Source organism: Pedosphaera parvula Ellin514, assembly GCF_000172555.1.
Lineage (GTDB): Bacteria > Verrucomicrobiota > Verrucomicrobiia > Limisphaerales > Pedosphaeraceae > Pedosphaera.
In genome coordinates this window covers 55648-70709 of record NZ_ABOX02000037.1, presented here as the reverse complement: position 1 = coordinate 70709, position 15062 = coordinate 55648, and the positions used below count along the sequence as shown (strand labels likewise).

The window sequence follows — 15062 nt, the reverse complement described above, 5'->3', positions numbered from 1 at the left end:
ACGCTTCCGTATTACTCCAAAGTTTATTAGGTTTCCCTGGATCCACGCCGGTAGTCACAATGACGGCGTTTGAACCAAAGCAATGAATCTCGAATATCCTGGAACGGAATGTCACCGAGGCAACGGCTGGCAAATAATGAACATTGTGCCACGAAAAACTGGGGAAGACATTCCGGAGCATATCGGCCCGCACAATGGACTTGATCTCGGCCAAATCTTTTGCCGGCAAGGTTCCGTGGATCAGAATCGTTTCCTCCCGCCGCATGCTAAACCACAAGCCGCCGCCCAAGACGAGCAGCACCAAAGCCACGAGCATGATCCGCTTTTTCCTCACGCTCCCGATAAAACCAGAACCGCACCGGGGTGTAAATGGTTCGATCACTGGGAGGAATGGTTGCAGGCCACGAAAGCCGAAGTCTTGGAAAGTTTTGACACTGGGCCACGTTAGTAAACCTGGGGAACGAATCGCCAGCTATCACGATTAATGCGCCAGCCATTCGTGCCTTTTATTAGCTCAAAGCTGTCAAGCGCCTCTTTGGATTTGCCGAATCCCACCTGTACGGTGTTGGCGTTTCCTAAAACACTAACGACATTGATTTGGCTTTGAAACCATCTTAAGGTCGCGGTTGGGGAAGCTTTGACACTCGACCATGATGAATCCGGGAAGATTTCCCGGCGCAGTTCCGAGCGCACAGCATTTTTAATCCCCGCCAGATCCTCCGCCGACAAGCTTCCTCTCACTTCAATCTTTTCCGCGCGATGCTTTCCAATCCAGATGGTACCGCCTGCAACCAGCAGCACCAAGGCAACGAGCATCATCCTCTTTGGCTTCACCCCTCAATGAAACCAAAGCCGAGCGATCGTGTAAAGCCTCACTAGTTTTCTCAACACCTTTTCATCCATTCACAATTGGCATATCGGATAGGGTAGGAACGAGGGATTGAACCTCGCCCCGCATTTCACCGCGCCAGCCGGAAAAACATCTGCCCGCTGGAGGGTGGGTTTGTGACAGTGAATTGTCCGTCATTGTTGACCGGAATAGGCGCAACCGGAGTCCAAGCTGCGGCTGATGACAGATTCGTGGCGCCCTGCAATGCGAATCCGTCAGCGTTTGTCGGCCAGGTCAGGACCGCGTTCGCGCCGGAGAAGCTGATGTTCAGTGGCGGCGGAAGAAACAAACTGACCACCGTGCCGCTACCGCCGGCGCCGCCGGCATGGGCGACGATATAGAGCGTGTTGCTCGCCATGATTGCGGACACCGGCAGAGCGCCATCGTCGTTGGTGTTGTTGAGCACGCTGTTGAAATTGTGGAGCACTTTAAAACCCGAACCGTCTGTGTTTACCACGAACACCGTGCCGTTGCTCGATACACCGCCACCCGACGCCGTGCCATACAATGTGTTGCCGGATGAAAACAGGCTGCCGAACGGGCTTATTCCGTCAGCGTTGGTAAGATTGTTGACCGCCGTGAAACTGTGCAAATTGGTGAAGCCTGACCCATCCAGGTTCATGCGATACAATACTCCGTTCCCCGCGCTGCCACCGGATTTGGTAGTGCCGAACAAAGCGTTGCCGTTTACTGTTAATCCACCGGCGAACGGCATCGCGCCATCGCCGTTCGTGCCGGAGGTCAACGCTGAGAAAACGTGCCAGTTGGTAAACCCGGTGCCATCGGTGTTGATCCGAAATACCGTTCCTTTGCCCCATGCGCCACCACCAGAACAGGCGCCAATCAGGTTCGTGCCGGATGCCGCCAAAGTCGCCAGCGGCTGGATGCCATCAGCGTTCGTGCCGCTTATCAGGCCCGCAAAGCTGTGCAGATTTGTGTAACCTGAACCATCCAGGTTCATGCCAAAAATCATTCCAGAACCGTTGGTGCCACCGCTCTGCGCGATGCCGTACAAGCGACCACCGGACAACGTCAGTCCGGCGACAGTGGCGGAACCGTCATTGTTTCCATTGAACACGTGCAGATTGGTGAAGCCCGTGCCATCCGTGTTCATGGCGAACACTGTGCCACGTAATGACGGCCCGGCCGTGCCTGTCGTTCCATACAAGGTGTGACCGGATACGACTAATCCATCGGTCGGCCAGCCGCCATCCACATTGGTATGCAACGGACCACTGCGTACGGCAAACACGTGCAGATTCGTGAAACCCGTGCCATCTGCATTCATGGCGAACACGGTGCCATTGCTGTTGGCTCCGCCATTGTAAGTAGTGCCAAACAGCACGTTGTCGGATAACGCCAGCGCACAATACGGTAACGTTCCGTCTATGTTGGTGCCATTGGTGACTGGCGCGAAGGCATGCAGCACCGTGACCGACTGTGCCGGTGCTGGTGGTTGTAGTTCGCAGAACCCGGCCGTCAGGGCCATGATGATAAAAACAGATTTAACGCGCATGTGATTTGGAATCGTTGTTAACCCGATGAAGGCCCTTGCCCTATGACACCCGTACTGCTTTCGGGCCAACCTTGAACGGCAAGCCATTAATCTGTCAAGAAAAGGAAGGAAAGAAAATGCCGCGAGGCTCCATGTCGCAAAAAAGCTGGCAGATCTGCGTGGATAAACTCTTATAGCAATTAGCAGTTGCTGGCTGGACCCGTCCGCTAGCACCGCCTCGATCCTTCCGTTCCTAATCCATGCCGCATCATCCTAACCACCCGGTTTCCCGGCAAACGGTGGTAGCTTGTAAAGCCTGACCAGTTTCTCACCACCTTTTTATCCTTTGACAACCGGCACAAGGGCAGGGCACACCAGTGCTTGGCCGAACTAACAATGCAACCCCGATTGAACTCAGAAGCGTTCCATTTCCACTGAACAACGCCGCAGCTAAAAGACGCGATTGTTTGTTTCAATAAATATCAATACGGTCATAGGCGCCAGTAGATGCGCTGAACATGCCAGCCGTTCGTGCCGTTTATTACACTAAAGCTTTCCATAGGATCATGTGAGGATTTGATCCGCACAATTACCGTGTTAGTGCTGTTTTGGACTTCAACCAAAAGTATTTTGCTTTGTAATCGTCTCAAGGTCGTGGCTGGTAATTCTTTGACACTCGCCAAGGAAAAATCAGGAAGTATTTCCCGGCGCAGTTCCGAGCGCACAGCATTTTTAATCCCCGCCAGATCCTCCGCCGACAAGTTCCCTCTAACTTCCATCTTTTCCTCGCGATGCGTGCCAAACCAGATGACACCGCCCACGACGAGCAGCACGCCAACGAGCATCCTCCTCTTTCGCTTCACCCCTCGATGGAAGCAGAACCGCTCCAGCGTGTAAATGGTTCAATGTTTTGCAGGAACGAACTCGCCGTGAATGATCTTGGAACCGAGTGATTGTAGATGCCAGCCATTGGTGCCTTTCTGCAAGTCATAGCTTTTGTTTCGGTCCCACCATCCAATGCACCATTACCGGCACTGCCAAACATCCACCGCGACGTTAAGGGTAGGGCGCGTCACTCCGTGCGCGCCGCCGCATTAAAGACACTCCGCACGATGGCAATTGACGTGGGAGCTTCCGGGTTCGACGAAGCTCGCGCCTTTGGTTTCGGCCCACACCGGCGCGCACGGAGTGACGCGCCCTACCTGGGCGGCAGTCGGTCTTTTGGACGGTAAACCCATATCCAATCCTCGGCGCGTTCACACAAAGCTTTGCGGACGGGATTCATTAGAATGTAACTGGTCTTTTCAGCCAGTTCGTGGTGGTTGCGGAGGCGATGGTCGACAAAGTCCCGTTGCCAGTCCACGCCGTGTGTTCCGGCGACGTACTTTTTCCAGAGTTTGACGGCCGTGACCATTCCCGGATCGGGCGGAAACGAAATGATTGCGTGCACATGGTCGGGCATCAGCAGGCAGAGCCGGCAATGCCAGGCCAACTTCTCGTGGTTGTGCTTCATAGAGGCCAGCACCGCGTCGCCGGTATCCGCGCGGCACAATTGGTTTTTGCCGGGGGGCACGCATTTGATGGTGAGGAAGAACCAACTCCCTTCGGGGACCCATTGTGGAATGGTGTGTGGCAGTTTTTTGCGAACAGGCAATTCCATGCGCAAAGGTTAGAAGATGGATCGCGACACAGCAACGCTGAAAGGTAGGGCGCGGCACTCCGTGCGCGCCGGCGTTTGCCGAGACCAGGAATCAACTCCCGTTCGACTCTGAAACACCTCCCGAGTTCTGCTTCTCCGTGTCACAGCGAACTATGTCGCCTGTAACTGCTCATCACACCATTGAGAATCTCCATGCACCAACTCCATCGCTAGCGTCTGTTCGTAAGATCCACAACAAAGTTGGCCTCGATCGTCTGGTTATCATTCACGGTGATCGACTGGGTGACTCCAGCGCTCTTGTCGCGATGCGTTTTCAGATGGTAAGCTTCGAGGACATACTTACCCGTAGGAACATTCTTGATGCTGAAGTTGCCATTCTCGTCCGTAATGGCAAAGAAGGGATGGTCCACGACAAAAACGTAGGCAAACATCCAGGGATGAACATCGCATTTGATTCGGATGGGCAACTCAGCAACGTTAAAGCTGAAATTGAGCGGAGACGCGCCGGGCATCTGGGCTCGGTTCGATTCCCGGTTGCCACGGGCGGTCGGGGTGGGGTGGACGTTGTGCAGCACAGGATCGGAGTTTCCCACGCGGATGGTTTGTCTCACCATGGCTGCAGAAATGTAGGGTTCGTATTCGCAACCAACCTGGTTGATCAGGACGGGGGTGGTGGGAGGCGTGAATTGTTTTCCTTCGAGTCCGCTCCGGATAAATACGAACACGTTGGCGAGTCCGCCGTTGGTGGAAACAACGTAGAATTGTGTTTTTACCGGTTGCGAATGGAATCGGCTGCAATTCGGGTCGGCAGAGATGGCGTTATTTTGAATTTCGGGCGGCGGGGTGCCTTTTAAAACGACTTGGCCGCTGATGGTGGCGCCAAGGCCGGAGGCATTGTCGAATCTACCAGTTAAAGGAGCGAGTCCCCCGGAAACCATCGGAACTGGCGGAGTTTCAGCGACAGGGGTGACGACAGGTTGATCGTTTATAATGGGCACATCAGGGGGTGTCGGTGCGGGTAAACTTGCGACTGGCTTTCTTGCCACTACCTGGGCCAGCCTCGTCTTGGGTCTGACCGGAACAACCGGGAGCCCGGTTCAGGCGGAGCAGGGTCTTCCACAGCTTCAACAATTTCTGCCGCTGGCGCGGGATCCGTTGGCGTGGAAGACTTTTGAGAACTAATAGCACCAGGCAGCCAGCAATGGTTACCAAAGCCAGGGCAATAACCCAAAGCGGCCCATTAGCGACGTGAGTTGATTTAGGGGTGTCGGCCATTTTTCCTTCTAACACCGCATTTTGACGAAGGTTGCGGTCAACCTATTCGCCCCTAAGACGCCAGTCCCTCTGCCAAACCTGCAGTCCGGTGCCGCTCAGGATTTACAAAATCGCTCAAAAGCACCACCAAAGAGGTCTTTGACGTCCCGCTCCACTTCCGCGCGGGAAACCGGCCAGCCGTCCTGGCCCAATTCCAGGTATTTCTCGAGCAGGACGCGTGCAATGACTCGGCGGCTGTGTTGCCATTTATACACGATCTGGTCCAACACTCGCGCATCGGAATGCTGCGGCGTAAAGCTGGTGCCCAGCAGTTCAATACGCATGCGAGTCATCTCATCAATGATCGAAGGAATGTTGGTAAACCACCAGCAGCCAAAGATGTGAAGGTTGCGGAATTTACGAGCGAGCACGCAGAGTTCATGCTGATTCTCCCGGGCCAGCACCGTGGCGAGAAATTTGTTTTCGGGAAATTGCGCACAAAGGTTTTGCAGCATGGTGAGATCAGTCAGGCCGACGCCATCACCAGCCAATTTTAATTGCGGATTCACCGCCCGCTTTACACCCGGCATCAAGGCAAACGGCAGTCCGGTATCGCGACAATGCGGCAGAACGGCATGTTCGATGATGCTGGCAGACATAGTGTTCGCCGGAAACTGAAAATCCGGCGGCAGCGAAACCATGACATATTGGGCATTGATACGCTTAGACCAATCAGCCAGGAAACGGCGGATTTCGCTAAACGTCTTGCCGGAGGAAGGATTGGCTTCGACGTTGTAACCCCATTGCGCGAGCTTCGGCGCCACTTCAGGCCAGTTTAAGATAAGCGGGTCGATACGCAACGCCGCCGTGAACCGTTCGTCACGTTGAAAACCGCGCTCCCAGACCGGACGTTCCAAATCATCGAAAGGCGAGTTCGTCATGCAAATGGTTTTGACGCCGGCGAGCTGCATGCACTCAGTGATATGAGTGTCGAGCTTGCGATTGGCAAACCAATTACGGATCGATGGCAGGTCGTGCTTCTTTACATCCAAACCGAAGGCATGCAGCGTGGTTAAGACGCCACGGCAGGCCTCGGAGATGGGAGAATGTTCGATGAACAGGGAATTCCAGATGAGATCCGCCTGCTGGGTTTTGGAAAGCGCCCAGAATTTATCGTAGGGGAGGTTATGCTGACGAAAGGATTCCGCTACGAGATAGTGATAGACCAGTAACTCGTCAATGCCCCAGAGAAGTAATTCATTGAAAGCCGGTTCATACAAATGGGTATGGATATCGTAAACCGGCGTGGAAGCGACGATCTCTTCGACTTGAGCGGCGAAGGGCACCTGGTGTGCTTCTGACAAAATCGATTTCATCGGGTGAGCAGCGTAGGACGAATGGCAGGGGTATGCCAATAGAATTATAAATCAGGAAAGTGAGACCTATATCTTTTTGATGAGGCGCTTGGCACGGTGCACCCAGACCCGATCACGTTTCCGTTGAAAGGCAGGCGCATGCGCGTCGTCGGCGAGGATGTCTCTCAGTTCGGCGCGAGCCGGGTCCAGTTGATTTTTCGCCACGTAAAGTTCAGCGAGCTGGACCTTCGCTCGGGGATAGGAATGTTGGGACGTGACTCTCAACCAGACTTCCAACGCGGCATTCTGTTCACCAACTGCCGAAAGCGTTTCCGCCAGGGCCATCATGGAATAACCGTAATCATGTTTGGGATCTTCGTGGCAGACGCCCTCCAGCAGCGGACGGGCCTCCGCCGGACGTTTCAGGCGCAGCAAGGTTTGACCCAGGTGGGCCCGGGCATCGATATCTTTTGGATCGCGCTCCAGAGCGGCGCGATAGCAAGCCTCCGCCTTATCCAGTTTTCCCTGCTGGAAGTAGATGTCTCCCAAGTGGAAGTGGTGGACGGCGTTGTCGAGATGATGAATCTTGGCTTGGAGTTCCTTGATGCGTTTGCGTTTGGACGCTCCGGGCAGTTCGAAACCCCGGTTGGTGGAAATGGTATGGCGGTAAACGTAGAAAAAATACCAGATGCCTAACCCCATCAAAATCAACAGAACCCAAAGGTATTCCTTGTTGCGCCAGGCGTTGATCAGCATCCAGATTTGAAAGACGCCGAATACCAGCGCACTAAGGATTCCAAATACGGAACCGGAACCGGCATGCGCCAGCACTCGAATAAGGGTGAAAATGGAACCCATTGTTTTCCAAATCCTAATAAGAGCAATTTTAGGAATCAATTAACTTTTATGGTGAGAAAACAATGACCTCAGCCAACAAAGGCTGGTTACATGGTAGTTTCTGGGAGGTTGGAATAACTTAAGTTTATACAAATCAGCTTGTTTTCGGTGTCTCTTTAGATAAATGTTTGCAGGGTTTAGGCGATGAATCAAACACTGGTAGTAGTGCCAACTTACAATGAGCGGGATAATCTTCCACCGCTGGTGGAACGGTTGTTGAAGCTGCCTGTACCGGTGGACTTACTGGTGGTGGATGATAACTCACCTGATGGAACTGGTAAGCTGGCGGATGAGTTGGCTGCGAAGCACCCAGCGGTGCATGTGTTACATCGGCAGCAAAAGCAGGGTCTGGGGCGCGCATACTGCGCCGGGTTTACCTGGGCCCTGGAACGGGACTACGAGTTCATCATGGAGATGGACGGCGATTTCTCCCATAATCCGGATGATATTCCCCGGTTCATCGAGGCGGCGCAAAACGCCTACCTGGTTTTGGGTTCGCGTTATTGCAACGGCATTCGGGTGATTAACTGGCCGCTCAGCCGGTTGATGTTGAGCAAGGGAGCAGCCGAATATGTCCGCTTGATTACCGGCATGCCATTTACCGATCCAACTGGCGGCTTCAAATGTTTTCGCCGACGCGCGCTTCAATCTCTGGATTTGAACACCATTGAATCCAATGGTTACTGCTTTCAGATTGAGATGACGCACAAGATTTGGCGTCAAGGAATGCAGGTGGTCGAAGTTCCTATTATTTTTACCGACCGTTTTCAGGGGACGTCGAAAATGTCGGGTGGCATCATTAATGAAGCCTTGTGGATGGTCTGGAAACTCTGGTTTCAAAATGGATTGCGCCGCAGTCCACGAAGCAAAGTGCCGCCGCCTGAACCAATCAAGCAGGCCAACTCTCCCCAGCACGCCAAATAGGTTCTATTGCGAGCCTCGAACCAAAGTAAGTGGCATTGGCTCGACCGATTTAGTTAAGCAGGCGGTAAAAACTGGCTTCCAGCTTGCATGTCAGAAGGAATATTATGAAGTTTCAAGAAGGTTGAATGAAAGCACGAGTCCCAGCCATCCTGCTGTTGCTGGCGTACGTCAGTTTTCTGATCTGCCTGTTTGCAACGGAATCGAAACTGCCGTTGCAGGTGGCTACCCATTTCAATGGAGGCGGTCGTCCGGATGGATGGATGACACGGTTAATGTTTTTGAAGTTCATGGGAATCTTTGGCTTCATGTTTCCACTTCTCATTGTGGGAATTAATTTTCTAATCCGCTTCCTGCCGCAGTCCTCCTTCAACATGCCAAATCGAGGTTATTGGATGGCACCGGAACGACGGCCGCAGACATTCCGTTTCTTCCTGGACCACTCGCTTTGGCTCGCATTGTTCGCGGCTATGTTTGTCGCCTTCATTTACCTTTTAGTGTTACAGGCAAACTTGTCAATGCCGCCAAAGCTGTCGCTGCTGCCATTGCTGCTATCGATGGCTGCGTTTCTGCTCGGATTGTTGTGGTGGGGAGTCACGCTGATGCAACATTTTCGAAAGGTTGTCTGACGAATGAAAAATGCCAACGTCTTCGTGGATGTCGATCTCACGCTGGTGGATGCCAACGGAAAGTTGCTGGAGGGTGCCCGGGAAGGATTGACGAAATTGAAAGAGCAAGGATGCCACGTGTTTGTTTTGTCGAGCTGCGGAGTGAATTATTGAACCAAACGGTGGAATCGTGTGAAGATGAATGAACGCGACACCTGGCACGTCGGTTAGAGGCGATGGTTCCGATGGGATTAGCACTTTGAGTATTGATGATCGCGGATTAGGTTTTTAAATATGAGTAAATTGGGATTGAAGAATTTGGCGGTGTGCAGTTGGTCGTTGCAACCAAAGAGTCCGGAGGAATTGTTTCGGGGGCTGGCAGTAATTGGTCTGAAACGCCTGCAAATCGCGCTGGACCCATTGCGAGAATCGCCGCAAGTATGGGGGAAGTTTTCAGAACTCTGCCAGGCGGAAGGAGTTGAGTTGGCATCAGGAATGTTCGTAACGGCGGGTGAGGATTACTCGACACCGGAGACAATCAAACAAACTGGTGGCGTAGTTCCTGATAACACGTGGGAGGAGAATTGGCGGAATATCCAGGCAGATGCAGAAGTCGCGGCGAAGTTGGGAGTAAAACTCGTTACTTTTCATGCGGGTTTTCTTCCGCATGAGGCGACCGATCCCGATTTTAATAAACTCCTCGACCGCATCGCCACGATTGCGGACCTGTTTGCGGCAAAAGGAATCGACCTTGGATTTGAAACCGGGCAGGAAACCGCGGAGACGTTGAAGAGCTTTTTGCAACAGTTGGACCGGAAAAATGTGGGCGTAAACTTCGATCCGGCAAACATGATTCTTTATCAAAAGGGCGATCCCATCCAGGCGTTGCGCGTGCTGGCGCCATGGTTGAAGCAGTGCCACATCAAGGATGCCACTAAAACGAAGGTGCCTGGTAATTGGGGTGAAGAAGTCCCCGCTGGAACGGGCCAGGTGGATTGGAAGGCGTTTTTCCAAACGCTCGAGGAACTTGGATTCGAGGGGAACCTGTGCATTGAACGTGAAGCCGGAACTCAGAGAGTTCAGGACATTCGCACGGCGCGCCAGATGGTCGAAGCGATTTTGCAATAAACATATGATCAAGATCGGCATTGTGGGTTTGGGCTTTATGGCGGTGACGCACATCAAGGCCTATCGGAACGTTGGCGGGGTGAGGATCGGCGCGTTATGCAGCCCAAGTGGAAAACATTTGGATGGCGATTTCTCCGATGTGGCCGGAAATATTGGCAGCAATGAGCCGATCCGATTGGACATGCTCCACATCAAACCATACCGGATTTTCAACGACATGATTGCGGACCCCGCGATTGACATGATCGATATTTGCGCTCCGACTGCGGCGCATTCCGAACTGGCCATCGCCGCTCTCAGGGCGGGCAAGCATGTGCTGTGTGAGAAGCCACTGGCACGGACGAGCAAGGATGCGAAGGCGATTGCGGAAGCCGCGAAGTCGGCAAAGGGCTACTTCATGCCGGCGATGTGCCTGCGTTTCTGGCCGGAGTGGGCGTGGTTGAAACAGGTGATTGATAAGGGAGATTACGGCAGGGTGCTGGCAGCACGATTCCGGCGTGTGGCTGAACCGCCGGGCTGGGGACAAAAGAACTACATGAATGGCGCTCAATCGGGCGGAGCACTATTTGATCTGCATATTCACGACACCGATTTCGTGCAATTCTGCTTTGGCAGGCCGAAAAGCGTCTTCTCCACCGGCTATAGCAAAATGAGCAATGCCATCGACCACGTGTTGACGCAATACCAAGTGGCATCTGGTGCCATTGTTTCAGCCGAGGGAAGTTGGGCGATGACCAAAGGCTTTGGATTCAACATGGCCTATACCGTGAACTTTGAACGAGCCACAATCGATTATGACATGTCACGGGGAGAAAACGCCTTGCGCGTGGTTGAGGAAGGTCAGGAACCTCGAATCGTGAAATGCGAGGGATTGGATGGTTATGTCGGCGAGCTAATCTATTTTGCAAAATGCATTGAAAATCAGACGCCACCGCAAATGGTTACAGCGGCTGATGGTGTCAGCTCCGTCGAGATTTGTGAAGCAGAAGAGGAATCGGTGAAGAAGGGCCTCGCGGTGAACTTGGCATAAAGGATACGGCGGCCGCAGTTGACAGGAAAGCAAAGTGCGATAGTTTTTGTTTCAACTCAACCTAAACCAAACTTATGAAGATTAACCTTATTCAAATTGTTTCTCTGGCAGCCGTCATGTTGATGGCCGGTATTTCCACAGGCTTCACTGCCGATAATAAAATTCCCGCAGTGGGCGACAAGGCGCCGCTGGTTGAGGGCAAGGATCAGGATGGAAAGACCTGGAAACTCTCCGATGAGATCGGCAAGAAAGCGGTGCTGTTGTATTTCTATCCCAAGGACAACACCCCTGGTTGTACCAAGGAAGCCTGCGGTCTGCGCGACCACATGAGCGACTTGAAGAAGGAAAATGTTGAAGTCATCGGCGTCAGTTTTGACTCGCTGGACAGCCATCAAAAGTTCATCTCCAAGTTCAGCTTGAACTTCCCATTGCTGGCGGACACGGACGGCAAAATTGCGGATGCCTACGGTGTGCGCATGGAAGGCAAAAACATGGCGCGACGCGTCAGCTTTCTCATCGGCCTCGATGGGAACATTAAGCATATAACCGATGACAAGGACGCGATGGTGCATTTGAAAGAAATGCAGGAGGCAGTGGGTCAGTTGGCGAAGAAGTAAGTTATAAAACGAAACCTCGATCTTGGGCCGGCAGATGAACGTTTGCCGGCTTTTTTTATGGAACAACGCAATAGCAAAAGCGGAACTGAGAATGCCACACGGTATTGGCTGCAGCGCACTTAGGCATCGATGTCATTGTATGTCTGTAGCTCGGCTTGCCAAAAACTGAAAATACTTCGGGTCGTCCTCATCGAAAATCTCGCGGCCTTCACCCATGTAAGCCCGCATCAACTCATCGGCGGCACGCTCAAAATTGCCAATCTCGAACTGGCACTGACCAAGACGTAAATGAATAAACGGATTACCAATCGCTCCGGGACAACGCATCGCGTACGACAAATTGTCGCGTCCAGCAACATAGTCTTCGCCGAGATAATTCGCGTCACCTATCGCAACCAAAATCCACGTGGCAGCGTTCCACTCTGTCTTGGGCTCTGGAAGCAAATCCCAAGCAGCCCAGTAACTCGCTACTGCATTTGGGTAAGCCTGTCGCTCCGCGTGCTCATCGCCGACGGCGCAAAGCCGCTTGATCTCGCCGTAAATAGAATCGGGTAGCTCTGCCATACGCGAAATGTCGAACGCTCCCTCAAGATATAATTCGGCGGTTTAAGTTAGTCATCATCATCCACTTTTGGATGAGCAAACACAAACGCAGCGCGGGTGGGTGCGGGCATATGACTGTTGGCACCGCGGACGGAGCGCCAGATGATTTCGTTGAGAAGGTAATCGTCGGCGGCGTCTTCTTTCGCGAAGTTCATTTTCTGAGACATCTTGCTGCCCCAGCTCAGCTTTGTGTTCTTCTCGTTCAGGTCGAAGTTTTCAGGCAGACAATCGTAAGGGCGGACATCGGGTTGAGCTTGAAATGATTTATACATTGGAGTGGCGGAAAAGTCGTACTGCGTCATGGGCTTGAGGCCGAGGATCAACTCCATTGTGCGCAACATGCTGCTGGTGGAATACATCGTCGAATCCACCGAACCATGTTTGATATAAGGGCTGATTGCAAAGGCAATGGTGCGATGAGCATCCACGTGGTCAGGGCCGTTTTGAGCGTCATCTTCAACCACGAAGATGGCAGCCTGCGGCCAGATTTTTGAATGACTGATGGCTTCAACGATCCGGCCGAGTGCGAAGTCATTATCAGCCACGTATGCCGCCGGCGTGGGTCTGCCTGGCAGGGCACCGGACGTATGATCACTGGGCAGGCGAATGATCTGCAGGCGAGGCATGTTGCCTTCGGCATCAAAGCGTTTAAGCTCCGAAATAAACCGGTCGGCGCGTTTTTGATCCGAGTAATCCATATCAAAGCCGCGATACCAAAGGTCAAAATGATCTTTCAGTGCTGGGACTCGACAGATGTTGGGAGAATCAGGAGTCGGGCCGTCCAAAATAAATTCGCCAAAAGTGCGATAGGTAATGCCAGCTTCGCGTGCGCGGTCCCAGATGTAGCCATTGACTGGCTCGGCGATGGGGAACCGGCCTTCGGAGGGGTAGGTAAATTTTTTGATGCCACCGGGGCGATAGTGAAGTGGCCAGGTCTTTTCAACGAAGTCGGTGGCATAAGCTGCCATGGACCACTCGTGACCATCGGCACTCACCTCGGCATCAGCGTAGAAATTATCCAGCAGCACGAAGTCGCGGACAAGTCGGTGATGGTTGGGTGAATTCTTTTCGGGAAAGAGGCAGAGTTTCGGATCGCCGTTTCCTTGTGGCAGATCGCCGAAGACCTGGTCGTAGGTGCGGTTCTCCTTTACGATGTAAAAGACATATTTGATCGGGCTGGGATCTCCTACTCTGATGGGAATGGGATTGCCGGACTCGGGAGCGGCCTGGCTCACGCTTTTCTGCGGAGTGCAGAGAAAGGCTTGCTGCGTCCAATCCGCCAACTGGTTCTTGAACTGTTTTCCTTTCGGCAGATCGATGATGCTCAAGGAGCCTTTGAGGAATTCCGAGATTGTTTGAGTTTCAGATGTCGTTTTTTTACCTGGTCCAGGACCCTTGGGATTGGCCTTGGATCTGGTTCCTTTCGCACTGGCCACCAGCAGATGTTTGCCATCGGGGGTGACGCGGACCGAAGTGGGATACCAACCCACCGGGATGAAACCGAGCGAATGACTCTTGCGAACAACACTTACATCAAAGACCGCGATGTTGTTGTTATCCGCATTGGCGACGAACAAAAAGTTTTCGTCCGGGGACAAAGCCAGGCTGTTGGGCGTGGAGCCAGGGAGTTGATTGGGAGTGAAGGAAGAAGACAATGTTTGCAGAGTCTTGCCATCATCCGTATCGATGACGGTCACAGTATTGCGGTTGGCATTCGCGACGAAGAGGAACTTGCCGTTTTTGGTGAGCAACATTTCGTTCGGATGCTCGTCGGTGAACCATTTGGTAATGACTTCGTTATTGCGGGTATCGATGACAGCAATGCAGGCCTGGGCCCATTCGCTGACATAAAGGCGGTGACGGCGGTCATCAATGCGGCAGGCGTATGGAAAAGCTGCCTCCAGATTTTCCGGTTCCAGGAGTCCGTGATAGCGTTTGACAATCGCGGAGAAATCGGGGTCAAGCAGGCCTTTATCTTCGGGCTTAATACTGCGGTCCTGGGCGAAGGTCTTGTCCGGAGCCAGCACTATCTCAAGCAGATTTGTGCGTTTGGAAAGGTCGACTCTGGAAACGGTTTGTCCCCAGAGATTGGCCGCATAAAGTGTTTGCGCATCTCCAGAAATTGCGAGGCCGCTGGGAACCCCGCGACGACTTGGTTTGCGGAGGGGTATCGCCGGTCCTTGCTTTAACGCGCCATCGGTAAAGTCATAGACATGAACCGTTTCATCACGCGAGCCACTGCAATAAAGACGGCTGCCGGAGTGGGAAAATTCCAAACCATAGAAGGCGTCATTTACCAGCTGGCGAGAGGTGATCTTTTCCGTTTTGAGATCGACAATTACAATTTCCTGATCCTTGGTGCCACAATGCAGGATGGCAATGTAACGGCCATCCGGATGCATAGCCATGTTGACCGGAGTGTTGCCGAGTTCGATTTGCCGCCCAACTGGACGCAGTGACCATTGATTTGGCAGGAGGATTGAACCGTCCGGCTTGGGTCCGGGAAGGTCGGTGGTTTTGGACATCGGCTGCAACGCGAAGTTGGGCCATGTCGTCACACACAGGACACCGAGAAAAATGCTCGTAAAAATACTTCTCATAAACG

The 15062-nt window shown here is 52.9% G+C and carries 17 protein-coding genes; 7 read left to right on the top strand and 10 right to left on the bottom strand.

Features of this window, described 5'->3' with window-relative positions; genetic code table 11:
* The 6 genes from CFLAV_RS35145 to CFLAV_RS22815 form a co-directional block, all read right to left on the bottom strand.
* Window positions 1–382 (bottom strand): hypothetical protein (locus tag CFLAV_RS35145; protein ID WP_150107548.1); only part of this gene is annotated, 382 nt, incomplete at its 3' end.
* Window positions 383–444: 62 nt separating this feature from the next.
* Window positions 445–834 (bottom strand): hypothetical protein, encoded by a 390-nt coding sequence (locus tag CFLAV_RS22840; RefSeq protein ID WP_237712441.1) that lies wholly within the window; start codon window positions 832–834, stop codon window positions 445–447.
* A 125-nt stretch (window positions 835–959) separates the two neighbouring features.
* A complete protein-coding gene (locus tag CFLAV_RS22835; protein WP_007417213.1) occupies window positions 960–2405 on the bottom strand; it encodes a choice-of-anchor tandem repeat GloVer-containing protein in 1446 nt (481 codons plus the stop codon).
* A 470-nt stretch (window positions 2406–2875) separates the two neighbouring features.
* On the bottom strand, window positions 2876–3247 hold the full coding sequence (locus tag CFLAV_RS22830; protein ID WP_237712440.1) for a hypothetical protein: 372 nt from the start codon (window positions 3245–3247) through the stop codon (window positions 2876–2878).
* Window positions 3248–3582: 335 nt separating this feature from the next.
* Window positions 3583–4044: a hypothetical protein gene (locus tag CFLAV_RS22820; protein ID WP_007417211.1), complete on the bottom strand. Its 462-nt coding sequence runs from the start codon at window positions 4042–4044 to the stop codon at window positions 3583–3585.
* A gap of 209 nt (window positions 4045–4253) precedes the next feature.
* Window positions 4254–5042 (bottom strand): hypothetical protein, encoded by a 789-nt coding sequence (locus CFLAV_RS22815; RefSeq protein ID WP_150107547.1) that lies wholly within the window; start codon window positions 5040–5042, stop codon window positions 4254–4256.
* On the opposite strand from CFLAV_RS22815, the gene CFLAV_RS22810 reads away from it, so the two are divergent.
* Window positions 5035–5226, top strand: coding sequence for a hypothetical protein (locus CFLAV_RS22810; RefSeq protein WP_040549816.1), 192 nt, complete (start codon window positions 5035–5037; stop codon window positions 5224–5226). The genes CFLAV_RS22815 and CFLAV_RS22810 overlap by 8 nt on opposite strands.
* A gap of 188 nt (window positions 5227–5414) precedes the next feature.
* Here CFLAV_RS22810 and CFLAV_RS22805 read toward each other — a convergent pair whose 3' ends face one another.
* Together CFLAV_RS22805 and CFLAV_RS22800 are read right to left on the bottom strand one after the other, a co-directional pair.
* Window positions 5415–6674 (bottom strand): glucuronate isomerase, encoded by a 1260-nt coding sequence (locus CFLAV_RS22805; protein ID WP_007417208.1) that lies wholly within the window; start codon window positions 6672–6674, stop codon window positions 5415–5417.
* A gap of 66 nt (window positions 6675–6740) precedes the next feature.
* The gene (locus tag CFLAV_RS22800) at window positions 6741–7511 is read right to left on the bottom strand and encodes a tetratricopeptide repeat protein (protein WP_007417207.1); all 771 of its coding nucleotides are present in this window, start codon (window positions 7509–7511) and stop codon (window positions 6741–6743) included.
* A gap of 183 nt (window positions 7512–7694) precedes the next feature.
* On the opposite strand from CFLAV_RS22800, the gene CFLAV_RS22795 reads away from it, so the two are divergent.
* From CFLAV_RS22795 to CFLAV_RS22775, 6 genes are all read left to right on the top strand, one after another.
* Window positions 7695–8474, top strand: coding sequence for a polyprenol monophosphomannose synthase (locus CFLAV_RS22795; RefSeq protein WP_007417206.1), 780 nt, complete (start codon window positions 7695–7697; stop codon window positions 8472–8474).
* Window positions 8475–8599: 125 nt separating this feature from the next.
* Complete coding sequence (locus tag CFLAV_RS22790) at window positions 8600–9100, top strand: DUF1648 domain-containing protein (protein ID WP_007417205.1); 501 nt, start codon at window positions 8600–8602, stop codon at window positions 9098–9100.
* A 3-nt stretch (window positions 9101–9103) separates the two neighbouring features.
* A complete protein-coding gene (locus CFLAV_RS35140; protein ID WP_007417204.1) occupies window positions 9104–9253 on the top strand; it encodes an HAD hydrolase family protein in 150 nt (49 codons plus the stop codon).
* A gap of 120 nt (window positions 9254–9373) precedes the next feature.
* Entirely contained in the window at window positions 9374–10207 is an 834-nt protein-coding gene (locus CFLAV_RS22785; protein ID WP_007417203.1) for a sugar phosphate isomerase/epimerase family protein, read from the top strand.
* A 4-nt stretch (window positions 10208–10211) separates the two neighbouring features.
* A complete protein-coding gene (locus tag CFLAV_RS22780; protein WP_007417202.1) occupies window positions 10212–11237 on the top strand; it encodes a Gfo/Idh/MocA family protein in 1026 nt (341 codons plus the stop codon).
* Window positions 11238–11311: 74 nt separating this feature from the next.
* A complete protein-coding gene (locus CFLAV_RS22775; RefSeq protein ID WP_007417201.1) occupies window positions 11312–11854 on the top strand; it encodes a peroxiredoxin in 543 nt (180 codons plus the stop codon).
* A gap of 132 nt (window positions 11855–11986) precedes the next feature.
* On the opposite strand, the gene CFLAV_RS22770 is transcribed toward CFLAV_RS22775, so the two are convergent.
* Together CFLAV_RS22770 and CFLAV_RS22765 are read right to left on the bottom strand one after the other, a co-directional pair.
* The gene (locus CFLAV_RS22770; RefSeq protein ID WP_007417200.1) at window positions 11987–12418 is read right to left on the bottom strand and encodes a hypothetical protein; all 432 of its coding nucleotides are present in this window, start codon (window positions 12416–12418) and stop codon (window positions 11987–11989) included.
* 47 nt (window positions 12419–12465) lie between these two features.
* Window positions 12466–15057, bottom strand: coding sequence for a beta-propeller fold lactonase family protein (locus tag CFLAV_RS22765; protein ID WP_007417199.1), 2592 nt, complete (start codon window positions 15055–15057; stop codon window positions 12466–12468).
* Between the last annotated feature and the right edge of the window lie 5 nt (window positions 15058–15062).